Origin of the sequence: Amycolatopsis sp. NBC_00345, from assembly GCF_036116635.1 — a bacterium.
Taxonomy (GTDB): Bacteria; Actinomycetota; Actinomycetes; order Mycobacteriales; family Pseudonocardiaceae; genus Amycolatopsis.
On the sequence record NZ_CP107995.1, the window covers coordinates 105,312 to 126,231 of the forward strand.

At 72.2% G+C, this 20,920-nt stretch carries 28 protein-coding genes; 16 read left to right on the plus strand and 12 right to left on the minus strand.

The annotated features are described in order from the left end of the window. Nucleotides 1-8: 8 nt before the first annotated feature. Complete coding sequence (locus OG943_RS00490; RefSeq protein ID WP_328611949.1) at nucleotides 9-803, minus strand: carbon-nitrogen hydrolase family protein; 795 nt, start codon at nucleotides 801-803, stop codon at nucleotides 9-11. Nucleotides 804-887: 84 nt separating this feature from the next. Between OG943_RS00490 and hisD the strand changes: the two genes are divergently transcribed. The 3 genes from hisD to hisB are packed head-to-tail and all read left to right on the plus strand — an operon-like array spanning nucleotide 888 to nucleotide 3,942. Further along, nucleotides 888-2,213 (plus strand): histidinol dehydrogenase, encoded by a 1,326-nt coding sequence (hisD, locus tag OG943_RS00495; protein ID WP_328607659.1) that lies wholly within the window; start codon nucleotides 888-890, stop codon nucleotides 2,211-2,213. Continuing rightward, nucleotides 2,210-3,346, plus strand: a complete 1,137-nt coding sequence (locus OG943_RS00500) for a histidinol-phosphate transaminase (RefSeq protein ID WP_328607660.1) — start codon at nucleotides 2,210-2,212, stop codon at nucleotides 3,344-3,346. Before hisD ends, OG943_RS00500 begins: the two co-directional genes overlap by 4 nt. Next, entirely contained in the window at nucleotides 3,343-3,942 is a 600-nt protein-coding gene (gene hisB, locus OG943_RS00505) for an imidazoleglycerol-phosphate dehydratase HisB (protein ID WP_328607661.1), read from the plus strand. The genes OG943_RS00500 and hisB overlap by 4 nt, the downstream gene beginning before the upstream one ends. On the opposite strand, the gene OG943_RS00510 is transcribed toward hisB, so the two are convergent. Both OG943_RS00510 and OG943_RS00515 read right to left on the minus strand, forming a co-directional pair. Next, a complete protein-coding gene (locus tag OG943_RS00510; protein WP_328607662.1) occupies nucleotides 3,939-4,109 on the minus strand; it encodes a hypothetical protein in 171 nt (56 codons plus the stop codon). The genes hisB and OG943_RS00510 overlap by 4 nt on opposite strands. 5 nt (nucleotides 4,110-4,114) lie before the next feature. Continuing rightward, on the minus strand, nucleotides 4,115-4,273 hold the full coding sequence (locus OG943_RS00515) for a hypothetical protein (RefSeq protein ID WP_328607663.1): 159 nt from the start codon (nucleotides 4,271-4,273) through the stop codon (nucleotides 4,115-4,117). Between the two features lie 17 nt (nucleotides 4,274-4,290). On the opposite strand from OG943_RS00515, the gene OG943_RS00520 reads away from it, so the two are divergent. Then, complete coding sequence (locus tag OG943_RS00520; protein ID WP_328607664.1) at nucleotides 4,291-4,449, plus strand: hypothetical protein; 159 nt, start codon at nucleotides 4,291-4,293, stop codon at nucleotides 4,447-4,449. Between the two features lie 81 nt (nucleotides 4,450-4,530). On the opposite strand, the gene OG943_RS00525 is transcribed toward OG943_RS00520, so the two are convergent. After that, nucleotides 4,531-6,714, minus strand: coding sequence for an MMPL family transporter (locus OG943_RS00525; protein ID WP_328607665.1), 2,184 nt, complete (start codon nucleotides 6,712-6,714; stop codon nucleotides 4,531-4,533). Nucleotides 6,715-6,924: 210 nt separating this feature from the next. Here OG943_RS00525 and OG943_RS00530 point away from each other — a divergent pair, with 210 nt between their 5' ends. Next, nucleotides 6,925-7,494, plus strand: a complete 570-nt coding sequence (locus tag OG943_RS00530) for a TetR/AcrR family transcriptional regulator (protein ID WP_328607666.1) — start codon at nucleotides 6,925-6,927, stop codon at nucleotides 7,492-7,494. An 11-nt stretch (nucleotides 7,495-7,505) separates the two neighbouring features. Here OG943_RS00530 and OG943_RS00535 read toward each other — a convergent pair whose 3' ends face one another. After that, a complete protein-coding gene (locus tag OG943_RS00535) occupies nucleotides 7,506-8,054 on the minus strand; it encodes an RNA 2'-phosphotransferase (protein WP_328607667.1) in 549 nt (182 codons plus the stop codon). A gap of 36 nt (nucleotides 8,055-8,090) precedes the next feature. Beyond that, entirely contained in the window at nucleotides 8,091-8,552 is a 462-nt protein-coding gene (gene soxR / locus OG943_RS00540; protein ID WP_328607668.1) for a redox-sensitive transcriptional activator SoxR, read from the minus strand. Between the two features lie 53 nt (nucleotides 8,553-8,605). Here soxR and OG943_RS00545 point away from each other — a divergent pair, with 53 nt between their 5' ends. Beyond that, nucleotides 8,606-9,298: a thiamine pyrophosphate-dependent enzyme gene (locus OG943_RS00545; RefSeq protein WP_328607669.1), complete on the plus strand. Its 693-nt coding sequence runs from the start codon at nucleotides 8,606-8,608 to the stop codon at nucleotides 9,296-9,298. A 5-nt stretch (nucleotides 9,299-9,303) separates the two neighbouring features. After that, the gene (locus OG943_RS00550) at nucleotides 9,304-10,194 is read left to right on the plus strand and encodes a transketolase family protein (protein WP_328607670.1); all 891 of its coding nucleotides are present in this window, start codon (nucleotides 9,304-9,306) and stop codon (nucleotides 10,192-10,194) included. 61 nt (nucleotides 10,195-10,255) lie between these two features. On the opposite strand, the gene OG943_RS00555 is transcribed toward OG943_RS00550, so the two are convergent. After that, the gene (locus OG943_RS00555) at nucleotides 10,256-11,428 is read right to left on the minus strand and encodes an acyl-CoA dehydrogenase family protein (protein ID WP_328607671.1); all 1,173 of its coding nucleotides are present in this window, start codon (nucleotides 11,426-11,428) and stop codon (nucleotides 10,256-10,258) included. A gap of 45 nt (nucleotides 11,429-11,473) precedes the next feature. Next, nucleotides 11,474-11,668: a hypothetical protein gene (locus OG943_RS00560; protein WP_328607672.1), complete on the minus strand. Its 195-nt coding sequence runs from the start codon at nucleotides 11,666-11,668 to the stop codon at nucleotides 11,474-11,476. A gap of 140 nt (nucleotides 11,669-11,808) precedes the next feature. Between OG943_RS00560 and OG943_RS00565 the strand changes: the two genes are divergently transcribed. The 4 genes from OG943_RS00565 to OG943_RS48265 all read left to right on the plus strand — a co-directional run bounded on the left by OG943_RS00565 (nucleotide 11,809) and on the right by OG943_RS48265 (nucleotide 14,491). After that, nucleotides 11,809-12,693, plus strand: a complete 885-nt coding sequence (locus OG943_RS00565; RefSeq protein WP_328607673.1) for a hypothetical protein — start codon at nucleotides 11,809-11,811, stop codon at nucleotides 12,691-12,693. Between the two features lie 110 nt (nucleotides 12,694-12,803). Next, nucleotides 12,804-13,424 (plus strand): imidazole glycerol phosphate synthase subunit HisH, encoded by a 621-nt coding sequence (hisH, locus tag OG943_RS00570; RefSeq protein WP_328611950.1) that lies wholly within the window; start codon nucleotides 12,804-12,806, stop codon nucleotides 13,422-13,424. 44 nt (nucleotides 13,425-13,468) lie between these two features. Beyond that, nucleotides 13,469-14,200: a bifunctional 1-(5-phosphoribosyl)-5-((5-phosphoribosylamino)methylideneamino)imidazole-4-carboxamide isomerase/phosphoribosylanthranilate isomerase PriA gene (gene priA / locus OG943_RS00575; RefSeq protein WP_328607674.1), complete on the plus strand. Its 732-nt coding sequence runs from the start codon at nucleotides 13,469-13,471 to the stop codon at nucleotides 14,198-14,200. Nucleotides 14,201-14,290: 90 nt separating this feature from the next. Further along, nucleotides 14,291-14,491 (plus strand): hypothetical protein, encoded by a 201-nt coding sequence (locus OG943_RS48265; protein WP_442874675.1) that lies wholly within the window; start codon nucleotides 14,291-14,293, stop codon nucleotides 14,489-14,491. A 48-nt stretch (nucleotides 14,492-14,539) separates the two neighbouring features. Here the strand turns inward: OG943_RS48265 and OG943_RS00585 are convergent, their stop codons facing one another. From OG943_RS00585 to OG943_RS00595, 3 genes are read right to left on the minus strand one after another with little or no spacing between them, the layout of a single operon-like run. Further along, on the minus strand, nucleotides 14,540-14,935 hold the full coding sequence (locus OG943_RS00585; protein ID WP_328607675.1) for a PPOX class F420-dependent oxidoreductase: 396 nt from the start codon (nucleotides 14,933-14,935) through the stop codon (nucleotides 14,540-14,542). A gap of 39 nt (nucleotides 14,936-14,974) precedes the next feature. Then, nucleotides 14,975-15,964 (minus strand): hypothetical protein, encoded by a 990-nt coding sequence (locus OG943_RS00590; protein WP_328607676.1) that lies wholly within the window; start codon nucleotides 15,962-15,964, stop codon nucleotides 14,975-14,977. Further along, entirely contained in the window at nucleotides 15,961-16,506 is a 546-nt protein-coding gene (locus OG943_RS00595; RefSeq protein WP_328607677.1) for an RNA polymerase sigma factor, read from the minus strand. Before OG943_RS00595 ends, OG943_RS00590 begins: the two co-directional genes overlap by 4 nt. A 51-nt stretch (nucleotides 16,507-16,557) precedes the next feature. Between OG943_RS00595 and hisF the strand changes: the two genes are divergently transcribed. From hisF to OG943_RS00610, 3 genes are read left to right on the plus strand one after another with little or no spacing between them, the layout of a single operon-like run. Then, nucleotides 16,558-17,331, plus strand: coding sequence for an imidazole glycerol phosphate synthase subunit HisF (hisF, locus tag OG943_RS00600; RefSeq protein WP_328607678.1), 774 nt, complete (start codon nucleotides 16,558-16,560; stop codon nucleotides 17,329-17,331). After that, on the plus strand, nucleotides 17,328-17,693 hold the full coding sequence (gene hisI, locus OG943_RS00605; RefSeq protein ID WP_328607679.1) for a phosphoribosyl-AMP cyclohydrolase: 366 nt from the start codon (nucleotides 17,328-17,330) through the stop codon (nucleotides 17,691-17,693). Before hisF ends, hisI begins: the two co-directional genes overlap by 4 nt. Beyond that, entirely contained in the window at nucleotides 17,690-18,052 is a 363-nt protein-coding gene (locus OG943_RS00610; protein WP_328607680.1) for a DUF1304 domain-containing protein, read from the plus strand. Before hisI ends, OG943_RS00610 begins: the two co-directional genes overlap by 4 nt. 7 nt (nucleotides 18,053-18,059) lie before the next feature. On the opposite strand, the gene OG943_RS00615 is transcribed toward OG943_RS00610, so the two are convergent. Further along, on the minus strand, nucleotides 18,060-18,665 hold the full coding sequence (locus OG943_RS00615; protein ID WP_328607681.1) for a TetR/AcrR family transcriptional regulator: 606 nt from the start codon (nucleotides 18,663-18,665) through the stop codon (nucleotides 18,060-18,062). A gap of 96 nt (nucleotides 18,666-18,761) precedes the next feature. On the opposite strand from OG943_RS00615, the gene OG943_RS00620 reads away from it, so the two are divergent. After that, nucleotides 18,762-20,324 (plus strand): anthranilate synthase component I, encoded by a 1,563-nt coding sequence (locus OG943_RS00620; RefSeq protein WP_328607682.1) that lies wholly within the window; start codon nucleotides 18,762-18,764, stop codon nucleotides 20,322-20,324. 64 nt (nucleotides 20,325-20,388) lie between these two features. Continuing rightward, nucleotides 20,389-20,901: a Trp biosynthesis-associated membrane protein gene (locus OG943_RS00625; RefSeq protein ID WP_328611951.1), complete on the plus strand. Its 513-nt coding sequence runs from the start codon at nucleotides 20,389-20,391 to the stop codon at nucleotides 20,899-20,901. Nucleotides 20,902-20,920: the final 19 nt, after the last annotated feature.

Sequence of the window (20,920 nt, forward strand, 5' to 3'; positions counted from 1 at the left end):
CAAAACAGCTAGAGCCGCCGGTTGGCCAGCGCGCCCGTGGCGGACCGGGCCTTCACCGCGACGGCCGGGTCGAGGTCGAGCACCACGTTCTCCGGGGCGGCGCCCAGCTGGGCGGCCACGCGGCCGAAGCCGTCGGCCACCGTCGACCAGCCGATGCCGGTGGGCGCCTTCGGGTTGACTTCGGTGCCGGTCGCCGCCGGGTCGGCCTGGCCGCACGCCACGACCCAGCAGCCGGAGTCGAGCGCGCGGGCGCGGACGAGCACCTCCCACTGGTCGCGCTTGCCCTCGCCCGCGCCCCAGGACGCCGGGACCAGGACCACGTCCGCGCCGTCGTCCGCGACGCGCCGGAACAGCTCCGGGAAACGCAGGTCGTAACAGGTCGCGACGCCGAACACGGTGCCGTCGGCCTCGAACGTCAGCGGCGCGGCGCCCGGGGCGACCGTTTCGGACTCGGCGAAGCCGAACGCGTCGTACAGGTGGATCTTGTCGTAGCCGAGGTGGTGCCCGAGCCCGGTGACCAGCAGGGTGTTGCGCACGCGCCCGTCCTTGGCCGGGGTGAACATGCCCGCGACCACCAGCACGTCGTGCTCCGCCGCGATCGCCGAGACGGCGTGGGCCCACGGGCCGTCGAGCGGCTGCGCGACCGGGGCCAGCGGGCGGCCGAACCGCGCCATCGTGGCTTCCGGGAACACCACGGCGCGCGCGCCGTCCGCCGCCGCGGCCTCGACGCCGGAGCGAACCAGTTTCAGGTTGGCCTCCGGATCGTCGCCCGATGTGAGCTGGCACAACCCGATCCGCGGCACCGCGGCCTCCTCGTCGTCCGGACAACTGGTCACCACCGAGTATCCCTGCCGGGACTGTCGGGGCCACCTCGTACCCTGGTGACCATGCTGAACCGCACCGACCTGCGAGGGCAGGTCCCGACCGCCGCCGAACTGCGTGCCGCGCTGCCACGCGCCGAATACGACGTGGACGCGGCGCTGCATCACGTGCGGCCGGTGGTCGAGGCGGTGCGCGACCGCGGCGTGGAGGCCGTCCTCGAGTACACCGAGCAGTTCGACAAGGTCCGTCCCGCCACCGTGCGCGTGCCGGCCGCCGAGCTGGCCAAGGCGCTGGAAGAGCTCGAACCCGAGGTGCGCGCCGCGCTCGAAGAGTCGATCAAGCGCGCCCGCAAGGTGCACTCCGACCAGCGCCGCCACGACGTGACCACGAAGGTCGTCGAGGGCGGCACGGTCACCGAGCGCTGGGTGCCGGTCGACCGCGTCGGGCTGTACGCGCCGGGCGGGCTGGCCGTGTACCCGTCCACTGTGGTGATGAACGTCGTCCCGGCGCAGCTCGCGGGCGTCCGCTCGCTGGTGCTGTGCTCGCCCCCGCAGGCGGCCTTCGGCGGCCTGCCGCACCCGACCATCCTGGCCGCCGCCGCGCTGCTGGGCGTCGACGAGGTGTGGGCCGTGGGCGGCGCGCAGGCCGTCGCGCTGGTCGCGTACGGCGGCACGGACACCGACGGCGCGGAGCTCGCGCCGGTCGACATCGTCACCGGGCCGGGCAACATCTACCTCACCGCGGCGAAGCGGATGGTCCGCGGCGTGATCGGCATCGACTCCGAGGCCGGGCCCACCGAGATCGCCATCCTCGCGGACGAGACGGCCGACCCGGTGCACGTCGCGGCCGACCTGATCAGCCAGGCGGAGCACGACCCGCTCGCGGCCAGCGTGCTCGTCACCACGTCGGATGAGCTGGCCGACGCCGTCGAGAAGGAGCTGGCCGGCCGCGTCGCCGCCACCAAGCACGCCGAGCGCGTGGGCGAGGCGCTGGGCGGCAGGCAGTCCGGCGTCATCCTGGTGTCCACTGTGGACGAAGGACTGCGGGTGGTCGACGCGTACGCCGCCGAGCACCTGGAGATCCAGACGGCGGACGCGCGGGAGGTCGCCGCCCGGGTGCGCAACGCGGGAGCGGTCTTCGTCGGGGCGTACGCGCCGGTTTCGCTCGGCGACTACTGCGCCGGCTCCAACCACGTGCTGCCCACCGGCGGGTTCGCCCGCCACTCCTCAGGCCTGTCCGTGCAGAGCTTCCTCAAGGGCATCCACGTCGTGGACTACAGCGAGGAGGCCCTGCGCGAGGTCGCCGGCCGCGTGGTCGCGCTGGCCAACGCCGAGGACCTGCCCGCGCACGGCGAAGCCGTCACCGCCCGGTTCGAGGGGGAGGCCCGATGACTGACACGACTGACCCGACCGACACGACCGGCGCGATCCCGGGGGCCGACGTCACGCTCGAGGCCCTGCCGCTGCGGGAGGACCTGCGTGGCAAGAGCCCGTACGGCGCGCCGCAGCTCGACGTGCCCGTCCGGCTCAACACCAACGAAAACCCGTACCCGCCGCCGGATGAGCTGGTGGCCGACGTCGCCGAGGCCGTGCGCGCCGAGGCCGCTTCGCTGCACCGTTACCCGGACCGCGACGCGGTGGCGCTGCGCACGGACCTGGCCGATTACCTCACCGTGTCCACGCGGGTGGTGCTGTGCGAGGCGAACGTGTGGGCGGCCAACGGGTCCAACGAGATCCTGCAGCAGATCCTGCAGGCGTTCGGCGGGCCCGGCCGCAGCGCGCTCGGCTTCGAGCCGTCGTACTCGATGCACCCGATCATCGCCTCCGGCACGCGCACCGACTGGGTGCCGGTGCCGCGCCGGCCCGACTTCTCGCTGGACACGGCGCGGGCGGCGGAGCTGGTCCGCGAGCGGCGGCCGGACATCGTGTTCGTGACCAGCCCGAACAACCCGACCGGCGGCTCGATCCCGCTGGCCGAGCTGCGCGCGGTGCTGGACGCGGCGCCGGGCATCGTTGTGGTGGACGAGGCGTACGCGGAGTTCTCCTCGCAGCCGAGCGCGGTCGAGCTGATCTCGGAGTACCCGGCGAAGCTGATCGTCTCGCGCACGATGAGCAAGGCGTTCGCCTTCGCCGGTGGCCGCCTCGGCTACCTCGCGGCCGCACCGGCGATCGTCGACGCGCTGCAGCTCGTGCGGCTGCCGTACCACCTGTCGAAGCTCACGCAGGCGGCCGCGCGCGCCGCACTGCGCCACGCCGACGCCACGCTCGCCACCGTGCACAAGCTGGCGGCGGAGCGTGACCGCGTGGTGGAGTCGTTGCTGGGGCTGGGTTTCACCCCGGTTCCCAGCGACGCGAACTTCGTCCTCTTCGGACAGTTCGCGGACGCCCCGGCGACCTGGCAGTCCTATGTGGACCACGGTGTGCTGATCCGGGACGTCGGCATCGAAGGACACCTGCGGGTCACCATCGGCACCCCGGAAGAGAACGACGCCTTCCTCGAGGCCAGTAAGGAAGTACCGCGATGAGCCGTGTAGGCAAGGTGGAGCGCACCACCAAGGAATCGTCGATCCTGGTCCAGCTGGACCTCGACGGCACGGGCCAGGTCGAGATCGCCACCGGCGTGCCGTTCTACGACCACATGCTCACGGCGTTCGGCGTGCACGGCTCGCTGGACCTCAAGGTGGAGGCGACCGGCGACGTCCACATCGACGCCCACCACACCGTCGAGGACACCGCGATCGTGCTCGGCCAGGCGATCCGCCAGGCACTGGGTGACAAGAGCGGCATCCGCCGGTTCGGCGACGCGTGGATCCCGATGGACGAGACGCTGGCCCACGCCGCGATCGACGTCTCGGGCCGCCCGTACTGCGTACACGTGGGCGAGCCGGAGCAGTTCAACTCCTTCACCATCGGCGGCAATTACCCGTTTGTGCTGACGCGGCACGTGTTCGACTCGCTGTCGTTCCACGCGCAGCTGACCCTGCACGTCCGCGTGATCCACGGCCGCGACCCGCACCACATCGCGGAGGCGCAGTACAAGGCCGTCGCCAGGGCCCTGCGCGCGGCCACGGAGCCGGACCCGCGCGCGGGCGGCATCCCGTCCACCAAGGGCGTGCTCTAAACGCCGAACACCGCGCGCGGCGCCGCGTACGCCACCGGGCCGGGGAAGTGCTCCGCGGCCTGGATCACGGCGTCGCGCGCGGTGATGGTGTCACCGGAGTAGGCCAGCGTCCGGGTGCCGTCGGTCGCGCGGAGGCCGAGCGCGGGGAAGCCGTGTTCTACGGCCACCGACGTCAGCTCGAGGCCGCCGACCCGCACGCGGTGCCCGGCGTGCCGGGCCCGGCGTCGAGCCAGATCTTCGTGGCCCCGTGTCCCAGCAGGTAGCCGGAGCAGGGATTGCCCGGGCGGGGGTACGGGGTCGCGCTGCCCAGTACCGTCACGGTGAAGGCCATATGGCACGCTGACCGGCGTGAGCAAAGAGGTCATCGCCGTCCTGCTGCTGGCCCTCGGCGGCTTCCTGATCGGCGGCGTCTACTCGACGTGGAAAACGGCGAAGTTCGTCGCCATCGCGCTGGGTGTGGCCGCCGTCCTGTCCGTCGGTGGCGCCATCGCCTGGCTGGCCGGCTAGAGAACACTGCGCGAAGTCCGTTAAGGCCTCCTTACCCGCGTCCAACGCGGGTAAGGAGGCCTTAACGGACTTCGGGTGGGGTCAGACGTGGGTCAGCTGGTGGTCGTCGGGCGCGTCGAGCTTCTTGGTCAGGCCCTCGCCCTCCACGTCGACGTTCGGCAGGATCCGGTCGAGCCAGCGCGGCAGCCACCAGGCGCCGCGGCCGAGCAGCGACATCACCGCGGGCACGATCGTCATCCGGACCACGAAGGCGTCCACCAGCACCCCGAACGCGAGCGCGAACCCGATCGACTGGATCAGCGACGACTCGGCCAGCACGAAGCCCGCGAACACGCTGATCATGATCAGCGCCGCCGCCACGACCACCCGCGCGCCGTGCCGGAAGCCGGTGACCATGGCCTCCTGCGGGTCGGCGCCGTGCACGTGCTCCTCGCGCATCCGCGTCACCAGGAACACCTGGTAGTCCATCGCGAGTCCGAAGAGGACACCGATCAGCAGGATCGGCAGCATGCTCATGATCGGCCCGGTCGACTCGACGCCGAGCAGGTCCGTCAGCCAGCCCCACTGGAACACCGCGACCACGGCGCCGAACGTCGCCGCCACGGAGCCGAGGAAGCCCAGCGTCGCCTTCAGCGGCACCACGACCGACCGGAACACCAGCATCAGCAGGATGAACGCGAGCCCGACGATCAGCGCGAGGTAGGGCAGCATCGCGTCCGACAGCTTCTCGGAGACGTCGATGTTCGCGGCGGTCTGGCCGGTGACGGCGAGGCTCGCGCCGGTCGTCTCGTGCAGCGGCCCGGACTGCGCCCGGATCGCCGCGACCAGGTCCTCGGTCTGCTTGCTGCTCGGCCCGCTCTTCGGGATCACGCTCAGCAGCGCGGTGTCGCCGGAGGCGTTCACGTTCGGCGGCGTGACGGCGGCGACGTCCGGCAGCGTGCTGATCCCGGCGACGGCCTGCTTGAGTGCTTCGGGGCTGCGGTTCACGCCGGTGTCGATCACCACCAGCAGCGGGCCGTTCGCGCCCTCGCCGAAACTCTTGCTGACCAGTTCGTACGCCTTGTGCTGCGTCGACTCCGGCGCGGCGGTGCTGTCGTTCGGCAGGCCGAGCTGCATGCCCAGCGCGGGCAGCGCGACGACCACGAGGCCGGCCAGCGACGTGAGCAGCACGGGCACGCGGTGCCGGGCGACGAACCGGGCCCAGCGCTCCCCGTGGGTCGCGGTCTGTGTGGAAGGCTTGCGGCGCAAGCGGATCCGGCCGCCGATCACCCGGGAGCCGGCGAAGCCGAGCACGGCGGGCAGCAGCGTCAGCGCGATCAGCACGGCCACCGCGACGGTCGCCGCCGCGGCGATGCCCATCTGGCCGAGGAACGGGATGCCGACCACGGTCAGGCCGGCCAGCGCGATGATCACGGTGAGCCCGGCGAACACCACCGCGGACCCGGCGGTGCCGGCGGCGCGCCCGGCCGCTTCCTCGGGTTCCCGGCCGAGACTCAGCTCGTGCCGGTAGCGCGAGACGATGAACAGCGCGTAGTCGATGCCCACGGCGAGGCCGATCATCAGCGCGAGGATCGGGGTGTTGGAGTTCAGCTCCAGGAAGCCGGAGGCGAGCGTGATGCCCGCGAAGCCGATGCCGACGCCGATCAGCGCGGTGAGCAACGGGATGCCCGCGGCCAGCAGTGATCCGAACGTGATGATCAGGACAACGGCCGCCACGGCGACACCGAGGCCTTCGGTCGCGCCGGTCGCGGGCATGGCCTGCGCCGCGTCGCCGCCGAACTCGACGTCGTAACCGCTCTGTTTGACACCGTTGCCGCTGTCGAGCAGCGCCTGACGGTCACTGTCGGTCAGCTCGAAGCCCTTGACCGTGTAGCTCGCCTGGGCGAGCGCGACCTGGCCGTCGGGCGAGACGGACTTGGCCTGGAACGGGTCGACCACGGACGCGACCTTCGGCGCGGCCTTGAGGTGCGAGACCACGGACTCGACGGCGGCCCGGCCCGCCGGGTCGGTGACGGTGTGGCCCGGCGGCGCGGCGATCACCACCCGCGCGGTCGCGCCACCCGCCGAGGCCTGCGGAAACTTCTCCGCCAGCCGGTCGATGGCCTGCTGGGACTCCGTGCCCGGGATCGTCACCGAGTCCGACAGCTGGCCGGACAGGGTCAGCGCGCCGGCGCCGAGGCCCAGGAGCACGGCCGCCCACACGGCCGTGACGAGCGCTCGCCGCCGGAACGACAACCGGCCGAGCCGGTAGAGGAAAGTCGCCACGGGTGTTGTCTCCGTTTCGCCCGAATAGGGCCTTCGTCACTCGTACTAGTGAGTTCGAAGCTAGCCGATCGGCAAGGGCTCTGCCAAGCCGGTCGGCAAGTGTGTGACTAGCCGCACGGCAAGCGTTTTACTAGCCGATCGGCTGGGAAACCGGTTTGCCGATCGGCAGGGGCGTGACGTAGGCTCCCTCCGCTTTGACGAGGAGGAACGATGACGACCGCCGTCCCGGCCGAAGACACGCGCACGCGGCTACTGGGCACTGCGCTGAGGCTGTTCGCCGACCACGGCGTCGAGGGCACGTCGCTGCAGATGATCGCCGACGCGCTGGGCGTCACCAAGGCGGCCGTGTACTACCACTTCAAGACCAAGGCCGAGATCACCGAGGCTGTGGCCGAGCCCGGCATCCGCGAGCTGGACGTGCTGGTGGTCGAGGCCGCCAAGCAGCGCCGCCGCGGCGCCCAGATCGACCAGTTGCTCGACGGTTTCGTGGACCTCGTGGTGCGCCACCGCGTGCTGGTCGCGCTGTTCTCCAGCGACCCGGGCATCAACCGCGCGATCGAGAAGTCGGCGCACGGCATGGAGGGCTTCAAGAACGCCCTGATCGCCATCCTGGCCGGGCCGGAGCCGGACGTCGCGGCCCGGGTGACCGCCATGGTCGCCCTCACCGGCGTCGCCATGGCCGGCGGCTCCCCGGACCTGGCCGAACTCGACGACGAGACCCTGCGCCGCGAACTGGTCGACGTGGGCCGCCGCCTGATGGGCCGGCCGCGGCGGCACTGACCGCCGCAGTCTCAGCCAGCCGTAGTCAAGAACTCCGGCGGCACCGAAGCGGTGAGCCAGACGGCGTTGGCGCTCACCTGGAATTCGTGGCCCGCGGCGGCCATCGCGCGAGCGTCCACGTGCAGTACCAGCGGTGTGCCGTGGCGCGCGCCGACCGTGCGCGCGGTCTCCGCGGTGGCGGACAGGTGCACGGCGTGGCGGCGCATCGGGCGGAGGCCCTCGGCGAAGATCGCCGCGGCGAAGCGCGTCGCTGTGCCGTGGTAAAGGGTGTCCGGTGGGGTGGCCGCGGTCAGGCCGAGGTCCAGGGCCACGCTGTGGCCCTGGCTGGCGCGGATGCGCGAGCCGCTGTCGTCGAAGGCGAAGCGGCGTTTCGCGTTGTGGGTGACCACTTCCGTCAGCTCGGCGCGGGTCACTGGGACACCGTGCCGGCTCAGGCACGCGAGGAGGCTGTCCACCTCGGCCCAGCCGGCCGGGTCGAGGGTGAGGCCGATCGCGGCCGGGTCGTGCCGGAGGTGGAGCGAAAGCCGTTTCGAGATACGGGTTCGGTTTTTCTCGTCCATTTCCCGTTCAGTGAAGCACGCCCGCGCAAGGGAAAATCAGATGCCGCCCTCCGAGACCGGGCGCAGTTTGCTCGCGCCGGGGCCGAAGCGGGCCAGCTCGTCCTCCGCGTTGTACAGGCCGCAGCTGCGCAGGGAGAGGCAGCCGCAGCCGACGCAGCCGGTGAGGCGGTCGCGCAGCCGTTGCAGCGCGTCGATGCGGGCGTCCAGTTCGTACTGCCACTCGCGGGAAAGGCGGGCCCAGTCGGCCTTCGTCGGCGCGTGGTCGTCGGGCAGGGTGGCCAGTGCGGCGCTGATGTCCTCCAGCGAGAGGCCCACGCGCTGGGCGGCGCGGACGAACGCGATCCGCCGCAGCACCGAGCGCGGGTAGCGGCGCTGGTTGCCCGCCGACCGTTCCGAGCTGATCAGGCCCTTCTCCTCGTAGAACCGCAGTGCCGTGTGCGGGACCCCGCTCCGCTCGGCCACCTGCCCGATGCTCAGATGCTCGGCCAACCTCGTCATTGGTTCAGGTTAGCCCTTGACCTAGAGATTAGTCGAGGTTGCATCGTGGGACCATGACCACAACCGCCGGTTCGCCCGGTTACGCGGATCTGCCACGGCTGATCTCGCTGATGACCGGGGACGACAAGCACACCGCCGCCGCACAGTCCACAGTAGACGTCCTGTGGGTGCTCTACGACCGCGTGCTCGACCTGACGCCCGAGACCTTCCGCGAGCCCGGCCGCGACCGGTTCCTGCTCTCCAAGGGCCACGGCCCGATGGCGTACTACGCCGTGCTCACCGCCAAGGGCTTCCTCGACGAGGCGGAGCTGGCGGACTGGTCCTCGGTCCGCTCCCGGCTGGGCCACCACCCCGACCGGCGGCGGGTGCCCGGCGTCGAGATCTCCAGCGGCTCGCTCGGGCACGGCCTGCCGATCGCCGTCGGCACCGCGCTCGGCGCCCGCGCCCGCGGGTACGCCGGGCGCGTGGTGACGCTGGTCGGCGACGCCGAGTTCGACGAGGGCTCCAACCACGAGGCCGTCGCGCTGGCCGGGCGGCTGGGGCTGGACCGGCTCACCGCCGTTGTCGTCGACAACCAGTCGTCCTCGCACGGCTGGCCCGGCGGCATCGCCCGGCGCTTCGAGGTGGAGGGCTGGGAGACGCGCACCGTCTCCGGCCGCGACCACGAAGCGCTGTACGAGGCGTTCACCGCCGCTCACCCGGGCCGGCCGCTCGCCGTGGTCGCCGTCGTGGAACCGAAGGGCTGAAAGACATGCCGAACATGCGCGAGACTTTCCTGAGCACGGTCGAGGAGATCGTCGACACCGACCCGGACGTCGCCGTGGTGCTCGCCGACATCTCGGTCGCCCAGCTGGCCGGCGCGGCGCGGCGGCACCCGGACCGGGTGCTGAACGTCGGGATCCGCGAGCAGCTGCTGGTCAGCACCGGCGCGGGCCTCGCGCTCGCCGGGCTGCGGCCGATCGTGCACACGTTCTCCGCGTTCCTGGTGGAGCGGGCGTTCGAGCAGATCAAGCTCGACCTCTCACACCAGGACGCCGGCGCGGTGCTCGTGTCGTACGGCGCCTCCTACGACATGCCCGCGGAAGGCCGCACGCACCAGTCGCCGGGCGACGTCGCGCTGATGGATTCGTTGCCCGGCTGGACGATCCACGTGCCCGGGCACCCGGACGAGGCCCGTCGGCTGTTGCTCGACTCCGTCCCGGGCGACGGCCGGGTGTACCTCCGGCTTTCCGCGCAGGAGAACGCTTCGCCGTACCTCGGCGTCGGATTCCAGACGCTGCGCCAGGGTTCGCGCGGGGTGGTCGTCGCCGTGGGCCCGATGCTCGACCGCGTGCTGGTGGCGACCGAGGACATGGACGTCACGGTGCTCTACACCACCACCATCCGTCCTTTCGACGCCGCGGGCCTGCGCGCCGCGGTCGCGGACGTCGCGGATGTCGTTCTCGTCGAGCCGTACCTGGCGGGCACCTCGGCCCACTGCGTCGCCGAAGCGCTCGTCGACGTGCCGCATCGCCTGCTCTGCCTCGGCGCGCGCCGCGACATCGAGGTCCGCGGGTACGGCGAACTCGCCGACCACGACCTGGCCCACGGCCTGGACGCGGGCTCGATCGCCTTGTCCCTCAAGGACTTCCTGCGGCCGTGACGGTCGTTGTGAGCCCGGCGGCCGCGGGACGTGGGGGCCCGCGGCCGCACGGGTGACGCGGTCAGCGGAACGCCGCGATCCCCGTCACCGCCTGGCCAAGTGACAACGCGTGCATCTCCTCGGTGCCTTCGTAGGTCAGCACCGTTTCGAGGTTCACCATGTGCCGCATCACCGGGTATTCCAGCGAAATCCCGTTGGCGCCCAGCATCGAGCGCGCGGTGCGGGCCACGTCGAGGGCGGAGCGCACGTTCGCCAGCTTGCCGAAGCTCACCTGGCTGGGGCGCAGGGTGCCGGCGTCCTTCAGCCGGCCGATCTGCAGTGCGACGAGCCCCGCGCGGTTGACCTCCACGAGCAGGTCCGCGAGCTTGCGCTGGGTCAGCTGGAACGAAGCCAGCGGCTTGCCGAACTGCTCGCGCGACAGCGTGTACTCCAGCGCCGACTGATAACACGCGCGCGCCGCGCCGACCACACCGAACAGGATCCCGTAACGCGCCTCGTTGAGGCAGGACAGCGGCCCGCGCAGGCCGCGGACTTCGGGGAACGCCGCCGATTCCGGCAGCCGCACGCCGTCGAGCACCAGCTCCGCGGTCAGCGACGCGCGCAGGGAAAGCTTGTGCTTCACCTCGTTCGCGGTGAAGCCCGGGGTGGACGTCGGGACCACGAACCCGCGGACGCCCTCGTCGGTCTGCGCCCAGACGACCGCGACGTCGGCCACGGTCCCGTTGGTGATCCACATCTTCGTGCCGGTCAGCACCCAGTCGGAGCCGTCGCGCACGGCGCGGGTGCGCATGCTGCCGGGGTCGCTGCCCGCGTCCGGCTCGGTCAGGCCGAAGCAGCCCAGCGCGTCACCGGCCGCCATCCGCGGCAGCCATTCCTCGCGGTGCGCCTCGCTGCCCCAGCGGTGGATCGCGAACATCGCGAGCGAGCCCTGCACCGAGACGAAGCTGCGCAGCCCCGAGTCGACGGCCTCCAGCTCGCGGCACGCGACGCCGTACGCGATCGCGCTCGTGCCGGCGCAGCCGTAACCCTCGAGGTGCATGCCCAGCAGCCCCAGCTCGCCGAAGCCCTTCGCGAGTTCGCGCGCGGGCAGTGAGCCGGATTCGTACCACTCGGCGACGTGGTCGAGCAGGTGGTCACGCGCATAGGCGCGGACGGCGTCCCGGATGGCCCGGTCCTCTTCGGTGAGCTCGGCGTCGAGGTCGAGGAAATCGTGCGGATCCGGGTTGCTGCTCATCGGAACTCTCCTACGGGCTCGCGGCGATGCGGTCCCCGCAGGAAATCACAAACGGCCCTCGTACCAGTGCGTGGTGTTGGTCACGTGCTGGTCGCCGGACTCGCGGCGGTACCGGGCGTCGATGTCCACGCGGGAGGTCTGCGGCGGGATCCGCGGCGCCACGAACTGCGGGAACGGCACGCTGTTGATGTCGTCTCGCCACGCCTGCAGCAGGTCGCACAGGAGGTCGGACTCGGACATTTCGCCCTCTTCACGGGTCCTGGGGCGCCGGCGGCGCCTCACGCGAACGAGTGACTACCCATTCGGCGGCACGGCCAAACGGGGGTTCGTGCAAAAATCCGCGGGCCGCCGCCAAGGTCCCGTTCGCGAAGGAGCGAACCATGCGTCATTCGACGACGGCGGCGAAGGTGCTCGCCTTGTCCACCGCGGCCCTGCTCGGCTGCACCGGTCTCGCGTCGGCGAGCCCGGCCGCCTCACTGGGCGGCTGGCACCAGACCGGCAAGACCGGCGTCGCCAATTCGGTCAGCGGGGAAGGCATCACCACGCTGCGGCGGCCCGGGTCCGCGCCGGAAACCGTGTACCGCAACGGGACGACGATCCCGCAGCCGCTGAAGGACGAGGGCTGGGGCCACGTCGGCGACCCGGACTCGCAGCGCGGCTACGTGTTCGACGTCTACCAGAACACCGTCGCGAACCCGCCGGTGAACAAGATGTACCTGGTCACCGCCCCCTCGGGGGAGACCACGGAGTTCGTCCACCCGCTGCAGGCCGACGAGCCGCCCGTCAACGCGAACGCCTACGCCGCGGTCAGCCCGGACGGCCAGTGGCTGGTCTCCGGCGCCCTCGGCGACGCGACCGAGATGTACGTCTCGCCGACGCCGTTCCTCAACCCGCGTGCCCCGCGTACGGCGGGCGACCTGCCGCTGGCCGCGCGGATCCACCTCGACCACACCATCCGCTCGGCGCAGGGCTGTGACTTCGTGTCGCCGACCCGGCTGCTGTGCGCCACTTCGGACTCGAACAACGACCTCTACCCGACCAGTTACCAGCTGCTCCAGGTCGACCTGCCGCGGCCGCTGGCCGGGCGGGACACCCGCGCGCACGTCAAGGAGCTCGGGCAGCTGCCGCTCGTCAGCACCTGCGCCGGCGCGTTCACGCCCGAGGGCGTCGACTACGACGCGCCCACCGGGACCCTGCGCGTGGAGGTCGTGCCGCCGAGCCCGTGCAACACGGTGACGGACGTCTACTCGTTCAAGCGCGGCTGAAGTAAGGCTCGTGAGTGTTTATGACGGTTCTAACCGTCATAAACACTCACGAGCCTGTGCGTGGCTGAAAACCGCTCCCGCCCCCGGGATAGGCTGGGACCGTGCCTCGTGTGGTGATCCTCGACTACGGTTCCGGCAACCTCCGCTCCGCCGAACGCGCCGTCGCGCGCGCGGGCGCCGAGGTCGAGGTGACCGCCGACCCGCATGCCGCGGTCGAGGCCGACGGGCTGGTGGTCCCGGGGGTGGGCGCGTTCTCCGCCTGCATGGCGGGGCTGCTCGGCGTGGCCGGGCACCGGATCATCGGCAAGCGCCTCGCGGGCGGCCGCCCGGTGCTGGGCATCTGCGTGGGCATGCAGATCCTGTTCGCCCGCGGCGTCGAGCACGGCGAGGAGACCGAGGGCACGGGGGAGTGGCCCGGCACGGTCGAGCGGCTGGAGGCCGACGTGCTGCCGCACATGGGCTGGAACACCGTCCGCGCGCCGTCCGACTCGCTGCTGTTCTCCGGGATCGACCCGGACGAGCGGTTCTACTTCGTGCACTCCTACGCCGCGCGCAAGTGGGAGCTGGACTCCGGCCTGTCCGGCCGGCAGCCGAAGGTGACCTGGGCGAACCACGGCGAGGACTTCGTCGCGGCGGTGGAGAACGGCCCGCTGTGGGCCACGCAGTTCCACCCCGAGAAGTCCGGCGACGCGGGCGCGCACCTGCTGCGCAACTGGCTCGGCACGCTGTAGCCCCGCCTCCGTCGGGTGGCGACCACGGCCTTTAGGCTGTCCGCGTGACTTTCACGCTCCTTCCCGCAGTTGATGTGGCCGATGGCCAGGCGGTCCGACTCGTCCAGGGCGAGGCCGGCACCGAGACCTCCTATGGCAGCCCGCTGGAGGCGGCGCTGGCCTGGCAGCGCGACGGCGCCGAGTGGATCCACCTGGTGGACCTCGACGCCGCGTTCGGCAAGGGCAGCAACCGCGAGCTGCTGGCCGAGGTCGTCGGCCGGCTCGACGTGCAGGTGGAGCTGTCGGGCGGCATCCGCGACGACGCCTCGCTGGAGGCCGCGCTGGCCACCGGCGCCCGCCGGGTGAACCTCGGCACCGCCGCGCTGGAGGACCCGGACTGGACGGCGAAGGTCGTCGCGGCCTACGGCGACCGCGTCGCGATCGGCCTGGACGTGCGCATCACCGAGGCCGGCCACCGGCTCTCCGCGCGCGGCTGGACCTCCGACGGCGGCGACCTGTGGGAGGTGCTGGACCGCCTCGACCGCGACGGCGCCACCCGCTACGTGGTCACCGACGTCAGCAAGGACGGCACGCTGCGCGGCCCGAACCTCGAGCTGCTGCGCGAGGTGACCGCGCGCACCGACGCGCCGGTGATCGCGTCCGGCGGAGTGTCCAGTGTGGACGACCTGCGCGCGCTGGCCGCACTGGCCGGCGACGGCGTGGAGGGCTCGATCGTGGGCAAGGCGCTGTACGCCGGCGCGTTCACGCTGCCCGAGGCGCTCGCCGCCGTCCGCTGAGCCTTACCCCGCGGGTAATCGACGCGGTTACCCCGCCGCGGCCACGATGGGTTCCAGCACCGGGAACCCTTCCAGCCGAGGAGAAAAGCCATGACCGCGTACGCCATCGCCCACCTTCGCCAGCCCGGCAAAGCCGACCCGCGGGTGTGGTCGTACCTGGAGCGGATCCAGGCCACTCTTGACCCGTTCGAGGGCCGCTTCCTCGTCCACGGCGCCGAGCCGCACGTGGTCCGGGGCCGCTTAGCCGGGCCGGTCCCGGCCACGGCTCGCACGGCTCGTGAGTGGCGATGACGGTTCTAACCGTCATCGCCACTCACGAGCCCGGTCGCGGCCGCCGGCTCAGGACTCCGGCTCGTCCAGGGTGATCGCGATGCCGATGGTGCGCTGGGGCCCGCCGCGAAGGCGGCTGAAGAACATCATGACCTGGCCGACCACGCCGTAGCCGCGGGCGATGGCGCGGCGGACGCGCTCGCTGCCCTCGTCGTCGAGCAGGCGGGCGGTGCCGGTGGCCTTGGCGCCGTGCGTCTGCTTGCCGCGCAGATCGCAGGCCTGCACCTCGACGTGGCCGCCGTTACGGATGCGCTTGACCTTGCCGGTCTCGCGTTCGGACCAGATCACCAGCTCTTCGCCGTCGCGGGCGGCCCAGACCGGGGACGGCACGGCCCGGCCGTCGCGGCGGAAGGTGGTCAGCACGACGTACTTCTCCGCCGCCAGGCGCTCCAGCTCCGAGGACATGTGTCCACAGTAGCCGCGAAGCGGCCGGGTCCGCGCGGTTCAGTCGGTGCCGAGCCAGCCGTAGTCCGGCGCCGGGTCGAGGACCACGGCGTTGGCGACCGCCACCAGCTCGTCCCGCGGCTGCCGGCCCGACACGGTGAGCCAGTGGCCCGACGGCAGCTGCACGGCGACCATCCCCTCCAGCGGTCCGGCCGGGGCGCGGTAGGCGCCCGTGCCGCCGCGGACGGGGACCGGCGTCGTGCCGCTGAGCCCGGGGGAGCCCGCGCCGGCCGTCACGTGCAGGGCGGCGACGCGCGGGGCCGTGTCGGCGCTCGCGTCGAACGCGGTGCTGCCGTCACCGGGGGAGGCGCCCTGGACAGTCGTCGAGAACTCCCGCAGGCCGCCGGGCAACGGGCCGAAGCGGGCCTCGCCGCGGATGCGGGCCGGCGCGTCCGCGGTCACCGACTCGGCGATCTCCTGGGCGACCGCCCGCGCGTCGGGCACGGCCTCGACGGCCACGGTGAGCACGTGCTGGTCGTCGGCCATCCAGGTCAGCAGCGCGGCCGTGCCGGTGTCGCCGGTGACCATGCCGACGCGGCCGCCGACCACGACCTGGTCGCGCAGCGCGGCGATGCGCAGGGCGGTCTGCGACCAGTCCGGGTCCGCCGTGGAGTACGCCGACAGCGTGATCCGGCCCGGTCCCTCGACCCACCGCCGTACCTGCGGCGTGGTGCCCGGTCCGGACGAGCGGTACTGCTCGGTGAAGCCGTCCGGCAGCCAGCCCGGGGCGAAGGACACGACCGGGCGGCCCGCGGCGGCGGTCACCTGATCGCCGGGCAGGGCGTTCAGCACGATCGGGACGCCGGCGGTCACCACGATCACGGCGGCGGCCACCGCCGCCAGCACCAGCCTCGGCCGGCTGCGACGGCGGGACTGGCGCTCGCGGGCCAGCGCGTTGCGCACGTCGTGGCCGTCGGGCGCGCGCTCGGCGAGCCGGTCGAGGCCCTCGCGCAGCAGTGCCTCGGTCTCGTGCTCGGACAGCTGGTTCATTCTCCGGCTCCGGTGGTGAGGACGGTGGGCAGCGGGCTGACGCAGGTGCGCAGGGTGGCCAGCGCGCGGGAGATCTGGCTGCGCACGGTCGAGGCGCCGCAGCGCAGCACCTCGCCGATCTCGGCGTCGGAGTAGCCCTCGTAGTAACGGAGCACGATCGCCGCGCGCTGCTTGCGCGGCAGCGTCGCGAGCAGGGCGAGCATCTCGTCGCGCGCGTCGTAAGCGGCGCTGGGATCGGCCTCGGGCGGGCTGAGCGCGTCGAGCACCTCGTGGCTGGACGGGACCACACGCCGTACCGCGCGCCGTCGCCAGGACAGGTACTCGTTGGTGACCATCCGGCGCACGTAGGTGGGCGGCGAATCGATCTTCTCCCAGCGTTCCTGGGCGCGCAGCAGCACCTCCTGGACGATGTCCTGCGCCAGGTGCGGATCGTCGGTGAGGACGGTCGCGTAGCGCAGCAGCCCGTCGAGGCGGTCCTCGACGAACTCGTCGAAACTCGTGGTCACACCCTTAAGACGCGCGAGGGGCCCGTTCTGCTGCATCGAATCTCCTCCCGGCGTAACTGCCCGGCGGTGAACGCTAGGCTGATCGGCATGTCTGTCGCGGTCAGGGTGATCCCGTGTCTCGACGTCGACGCGGGGCGGGTGGTGAAGGGGGTCAACTTCGCCGACCTCCGCGACGCCGGCGACCCGGTCGAGCTGGCCCGGCTCTACGACGCCGAAGGCGCCGACGAGCTGACGTTCCTCGACGTCACCGCGTCCTCCGGCAACCGCGAGACGACCTTCGACGTGGTCCGCCGCACGGCCGAGCAGGTGTTCATCCCGCTCACCGTCGGCGGCGGCGTCCGGTCCAACGACGACGTGAACCGGCTGTTGCGCACCGGCGCGGACAAGGTGAGCATCAACACAGCCGCGATCGCGCGCCCGGAGATGCTGCGCGAGGCTTCGCGCCGGTTCGGGGCCCAGTGCATCGTGCTGTCGGTCGACGCGCGGCGCGTGCCCGAGGGCGGGGAGCCGACGCCGTCCGGCTTCGAGGTGACCACCCACGGCGGGCGCCAGGGCACCGGCATCGACGCGGTGGAGTGGGCCGCGCGGGGCGAGGAGCTGGGCGTCGGCGAGATCCTGCTCAACTCGATGGACGCGGACGGCACCAAGTCCGGCTTCGACCTGGGGCTGATCGAGATGGTGCGCGCGGCCGTGCGGGTGCCGGTGATCGCGAGCGGCGGGGCGGGCGCCGTCGAGCACTTCCTGCCCGCGGTTCAGGCCGGCGCCGACGCGGTGCTGGCGGCCAGCGTGTTCCACTTCGGACAGTTGAAGATCGGCGAGGTCAAGGCCGCGCTGCGCACCGGCGGGGTGGTCGTCCGATGAGCCTCGACGCGGCCGTTTCCGCACGGCTCAAGCGAAACGCGGACGGGCTGATCGCCGCCGTCGTCGTCGAGCACTCGACTTCGGACGTGCTGATGATGGCCTGGATGAACGACGAGGCGCTGGAGGCCACGCTCACCACGCGCCGCGGCACGTACTTCTCGCGCAGCCGCCAGGAGCTGTGGGTGAAGGGCGAGACCTCGGGGCACGTCCAGCACGTCCGCGAGGTGCGGATCGACTGCGACGGTGACACAGTGCTGCTGCGCGTGGACCAGACCGGACCGGCTTGCCACACGGGCAGCCACAGTTGTTTCGACACCGAAGAGCGCCTGCTCCTCGCCGATGAGAGTGAGAACACCCCGTGACCGTCGTCGCGAACATCCTGGTCGGCCTCGTGGCCCTGATCCACGTGTACATCGTGGTGCTGGAGATGTTCCTGTGGACCAGCCCGCGCGCCCGCGCGGCGTTCGGCACCACCGAAGCGTTCGCCAACGAGAGCAAGACGCTGGCCGCGAACCAGGGGCTGTACAACGGCTTCCTGGCCGCCGCGCTGGTCTGGGGCCTGATCGCCACCGACCCGACCGGGTTCCAGCTGAAGCTCTACGGCCTCGCCTGCGTGATCGTGGCCGGCTTCTACGGCGCGGCGACGGCGTCGAAGCGGATCCTGCTGGTGCAGGTCCTGCCGGCCGCACTGGCGCTGGTGTTCCTGCTGCTGGCCCGCTGACCCGGCGCTAGTCGATCTCGCCGGTCAGGTAGCGCTGCAGGTTCGGCGCGACGGCCGCGACCAGCGTCTCCACCTCGGCCGACGCCAGCGGCTCGAAGCGGGCGATGTAGCGGATCATGCCCAGGCCCACCACCTGGGAGGCGCACAGCGTGGTGCGCAGCTCGATCCGGTCGGAGCCGAGGCCGCCGATCAGCTCGGCGAAGAACTTGCCGAAGAACTCGCGCATCACGGTGGCCGCTTCCTCATGGCCGGCGACGCTGCGGATGAGGGCCTGGAAGACGTTGCCGCCGGCGCCGTCCCAGCGGGTGAGGAAGGTGCGGGCGATGCGCTCGCCGAACTCCTCGTCCGGGCCGTCGCGCAGGGTTTCGGCCAGCTCCATCGGGCTGAACGGCAGCTTGAGCACCGCCTGGGCGAACAGGCCCTCCTTGCCGCCGAACCAGTGGTTGACCATGGCCGCGTCCACGTCGGCGCGCGCGGCGATCGCGCGGACGGTCGCGCGCTCGTAGCCGTGCTCGGCGAACACCGCGAGCGAGGCTTCGAGCAGCGCCGTGCGGGTGTCCTGCCCGGCCGGCCGCCGGCCCCGGCGGCGGGAGGTACTGTCTTCGGTGCTCACAGGGTCCATCTTGACCCTTCGGCGCGGTAAATTCAACGGTCACTGAATTCGGGGCCCGCCCACGGCCCCCTCCGGCCCGAGCGGCACAATGTGCCCATGGTCAGCTCAGCAGCAGGCAAACCGGCCGGGCCGGGCCCGGTCAGCCCCTCTCGCGCGGAGTTCCGCGGCCTGGCCGAGAGCCGCCGCGTGATCCCCGTGGTGCGCAAGGTGCTCGCCGACGGTGAGACCCCGCTCGGCGTCTACCGCAAGCTCGCCGCCGACCGGCCGGGCACGTTCCTGTTCGAGTCGGCGGAGAACGGCGCCTCCTGGTCGCGCTGGTCGTTCGTGGGCGTGGACAGCCCGGCCGCGCTGACCGTGCGCGACGGCAAGGCGGTCTGGACCGGCACGCCGCCGGTCGGGCTGCCGGTCGAGGGCGACCCGCTGCAGGTCCTGCGCGACACCGTCGAGGCGCTGCACAGCGAGCCGCTGCCCGGGCTGCCGCCGCTGACCGGCGGCATGGTCGGCTACATCGGCTACGACGCCGTGCGCTGGCTCGAAAAGCTGCCCGAGCTGGCCGAGCGCGACCTCGACATCCCCGAGCTGACCATGCTCCTGGCCACCGACCTGGCGGCGTTCGACCACCACGAGGGCACCGTCACGCTGATCGCGAACGCGGTCAACTGGGACGACTCGCCCGAGCGTGTGGACGCGGCCTACGACAGCGCGCTGGAGCGGCTGTCGGCCATGACCGAGCAGCTGCGCGTGCCCGCGCCGCCGACCGTCGCGACGTTCGACCGGCCCGTGCCGGAGTTCACCCGCCGCCGCAGCAAGGAGGACTTCCACGCCGCGGTCGACAAGGCGGTGGAGGCGATCAAGGCCGGCGAAGCGTTCCAGGTGGTGCCCTCGCAACGGTTCGAGATCGAGACCGGCGCCGACGCGCTCGACGTCTACCGCGTGCTGCGCACGTCCAACCCGAGCCCGTACATGTACCTGCTGCGCCTGGAGGGCTTCGACATCGTCGGGTCCAGCCCGGAGTCGCTGGTCACGGTGCGGGACGGGCGCGCGACCACGCACCCCATCGCGGGCACCCGCTGGCGCGGCGCCGACCCGGAGGAGGACGCGCAGCTGGCCAAGGACCTGCTGGCCGACGACAAGGAGCGCGCCGAGCACCTGATGCTCGTCGACCTCGGCCGCAACGACCTGGGCAAGGTCTGCCGCCCGGGCACCGTGCGGGTGGTCGACTTCTTCCAGATCGAGCGCTACAGCCACGTGATGCACATCGTGTCCACCGTCACCGGCGAGCTGGCCGCGGGCAAGACGGCGTTCGACGCGGTCACCGCGTGTTTCCCGGCCGGAACGCTGTCGGGGGCGCCGAAGGTACGCGCCATGCAGCTGATCGAGGAGCTGGAGCCGGTGCGCCGCGCCCTGTACGGCGGCGTGGTCGGCTACCTGGACTTCGCCGGCGACGCCGACACGGCCATCGCCATCCGCACCGCCCTGATGCGCGACGGCGTCGCGTACGTGCAGGCGGGCGGCGGTGTGGTGGCCGACTCGGTGGCCGACTACGAGGACACCGAGTCGCTGAACAAGGCGCGCACGGTGCTCTCGGCCGTCGCCGCGGCCCAGACCATGGTGCCCGCGGACCGGCTCGACCCGGCCGAGGACTCCGCCGGTGTCTGAGCCGGCCACCCCCGCGGAACCCGTTGTCCAGGCAGGTGAACGGCCGTCGCGTCGTCCACTGTGGATGATCATCGTGGCGCTCCTGCTGGGCGCGCTGGCGCTGTGGGGCGCCTCGCGGCTGGCCTGGTTCGCGGAGTTCCGCGACGAGGGCGTCCGCGGCACCGTGCTGTACAGCGAAAACGGCGAACAGCGGGCCACGGCGCTGGTTCCGCTCGCGCTGCTGGCCCTGGCCGGCGTCGCGGGGGTGATCGCGACCGGCGGCTGGGCCCGCCGCGTGCTCGGCGTCGTGCTGGCGCTGGCGGGCGTCGCGGGGGTCTGGAGCGGGGTGGCCGGGGTGCGGTTCGGCGGGTACGCCGCCGGACTGCCCGTCACCGAGATGCTCCTGGGCCGTGGGATCGCGGTGCTCGGCGGAATTCTCGTGGCGCTCGGCGGGTTGGCAGCGATCAAGGGCGCGGGGACCGCACGGCGGCTCGGTGCCCGGTACGCGGCACCGGGCGCGAAGAAGGCACAGCGTGATCCGGACATCGAGTTGTGGGACGCGCTTTCCGAGGGTGAGGACCCCACCGCGGGCCGGTGATCGCCCGGCGGAGAACGGA

Coding starts and splice junctions, on each gene's coding strand:
- OG943_RS00620 (WP_328607682.1), top strand. CDS start 18,762: ATGGTCAGCTCAGCAGCAGGCAAACCGGCCGGGCCGGGCCCGGTCAGC.
- hisD (WP_328607659.1), top strand. CDS start 888: ATGCTGAACCGCACCGACCTGCGAGGGCAGGTCCCGACCGCCGCCGAA.
- OG943_RS00625 (WP_328611951.1), top strand. CDS start 20,389: ATGATCATCGTGGCGCTCCTGCTGGGCGCGCTGGCGCTGTGGGGCGCC.
- OG943_RS00535 (WP_328607667.1), bottom strand. CDS start 8,054: ATGGACGAGAAAAACCGAACCCGTATCTCGAAACGGCTTTCGCTCCAC.
- OG943_RS00500 (WP_328607660.1), top strand. CDS start 2,210: ATGACTGACACGACTGACCCGACCGACACGACCGGCGCGATCCCGGGG.
- OG943_RS00565 (WP_328607673.1), top strand. CDS start 11,809: ATGCGTCATTCGACGACGGCGGCGAAGGTGCTCGCCTTGTCCACCGCG.
- OG943_RS00530 (WP_328607666.1), top strand. CDS start 6,925: ATGACGACCGCCGTCCCGGCCGAAGACACGCGCACGCGGCTACTGGGC.
- soxR (WP_328607668.1), bottom strand. CDS start 8,552: ATGACGAGGTTGGCCGAGCATCTGAGCATCGGGCAGGTGGCCGAGCGG.
- OG943_RS00590 (WP_328607676.1), bottom strand. CDS start 15,964: ATGAACCAGCTGTCCGAGCACGAGACCGAGGCACTGCTGCGCGAGGGC.
- OG943_RS00595 (WP_328607677.1), bottom strand. CDS start 16,506: ATGCAGCAGAACGGGCCCCTCGCGCGTCTTAAGGGTGTGACCACGAGT.
- hisB (WP_328607661.1), top strand. CDS start 3,343: ATGAGCCGTGTAGGCAAGGTGGAGCGCACCACCAAGGAATCGTCGATC.
- OG943_RS00545 (WP_328607669.1), top strand. CDS start 8,606: ATGACCACAACCGCCGGTTCGCCCGGTTACGCGGATCTGCCACGGCTG.
- OG943_RS00560 (WP_328607672.1), bottom strand. CDS start 11,668: ATGTCCGAGTCCGACCTCCTGTGCGACCTGCTGCAGGCGTGGCGAGAC.
- OG943_RS48265 (WP_442874675.1), top strand. CDS start 14,291: ATGACCGCGTACGCCATCGCCCACCTTCGCCAGCCCGGCAAAGCCGAC.
- hisI (WP_328607679.1), top strand. CDS start 17,328: ATGAGCCTCGACGCGGCCGTTTCCGCACGGCTCAAGCGAAACGCGGAC.
- OG943_RS00555 (WP_328607671.1), bottom strand. CDS start 11,428: ATGAGCAGCAACCCGGATCCGCACGATTTCCTCGACCTCGACGCCGAG.
- hisF (WP_328607678.1), top strand. CDS start 16,558: ATGTCTGTCGCGGTCAGGGTGATCCCGTGTCTCGACGTCGACGCGGGG.
- OG943_RS00585 (WP_328607675.1), bottom strand. CDS start 14,935: ATGTCCTCGGAGCTGGAGCGCCTGGCGGCGGAGAAGTACGTCGTGCTG.
- OG943_RS00515 (WP_328607663.1), bottom strand. CDS start 4,273: ATGGCCTTCACCGTGACGGTACTGGGCAGCGCGACCCCGTACCCCCGC.
- OG943_RS00550 (WP_328607670.1), top strand. CDS start 9,304: ATGCCGAACATGCGCGAGACTTTCCTGAGCACGGTCGAGGAGATCGTC.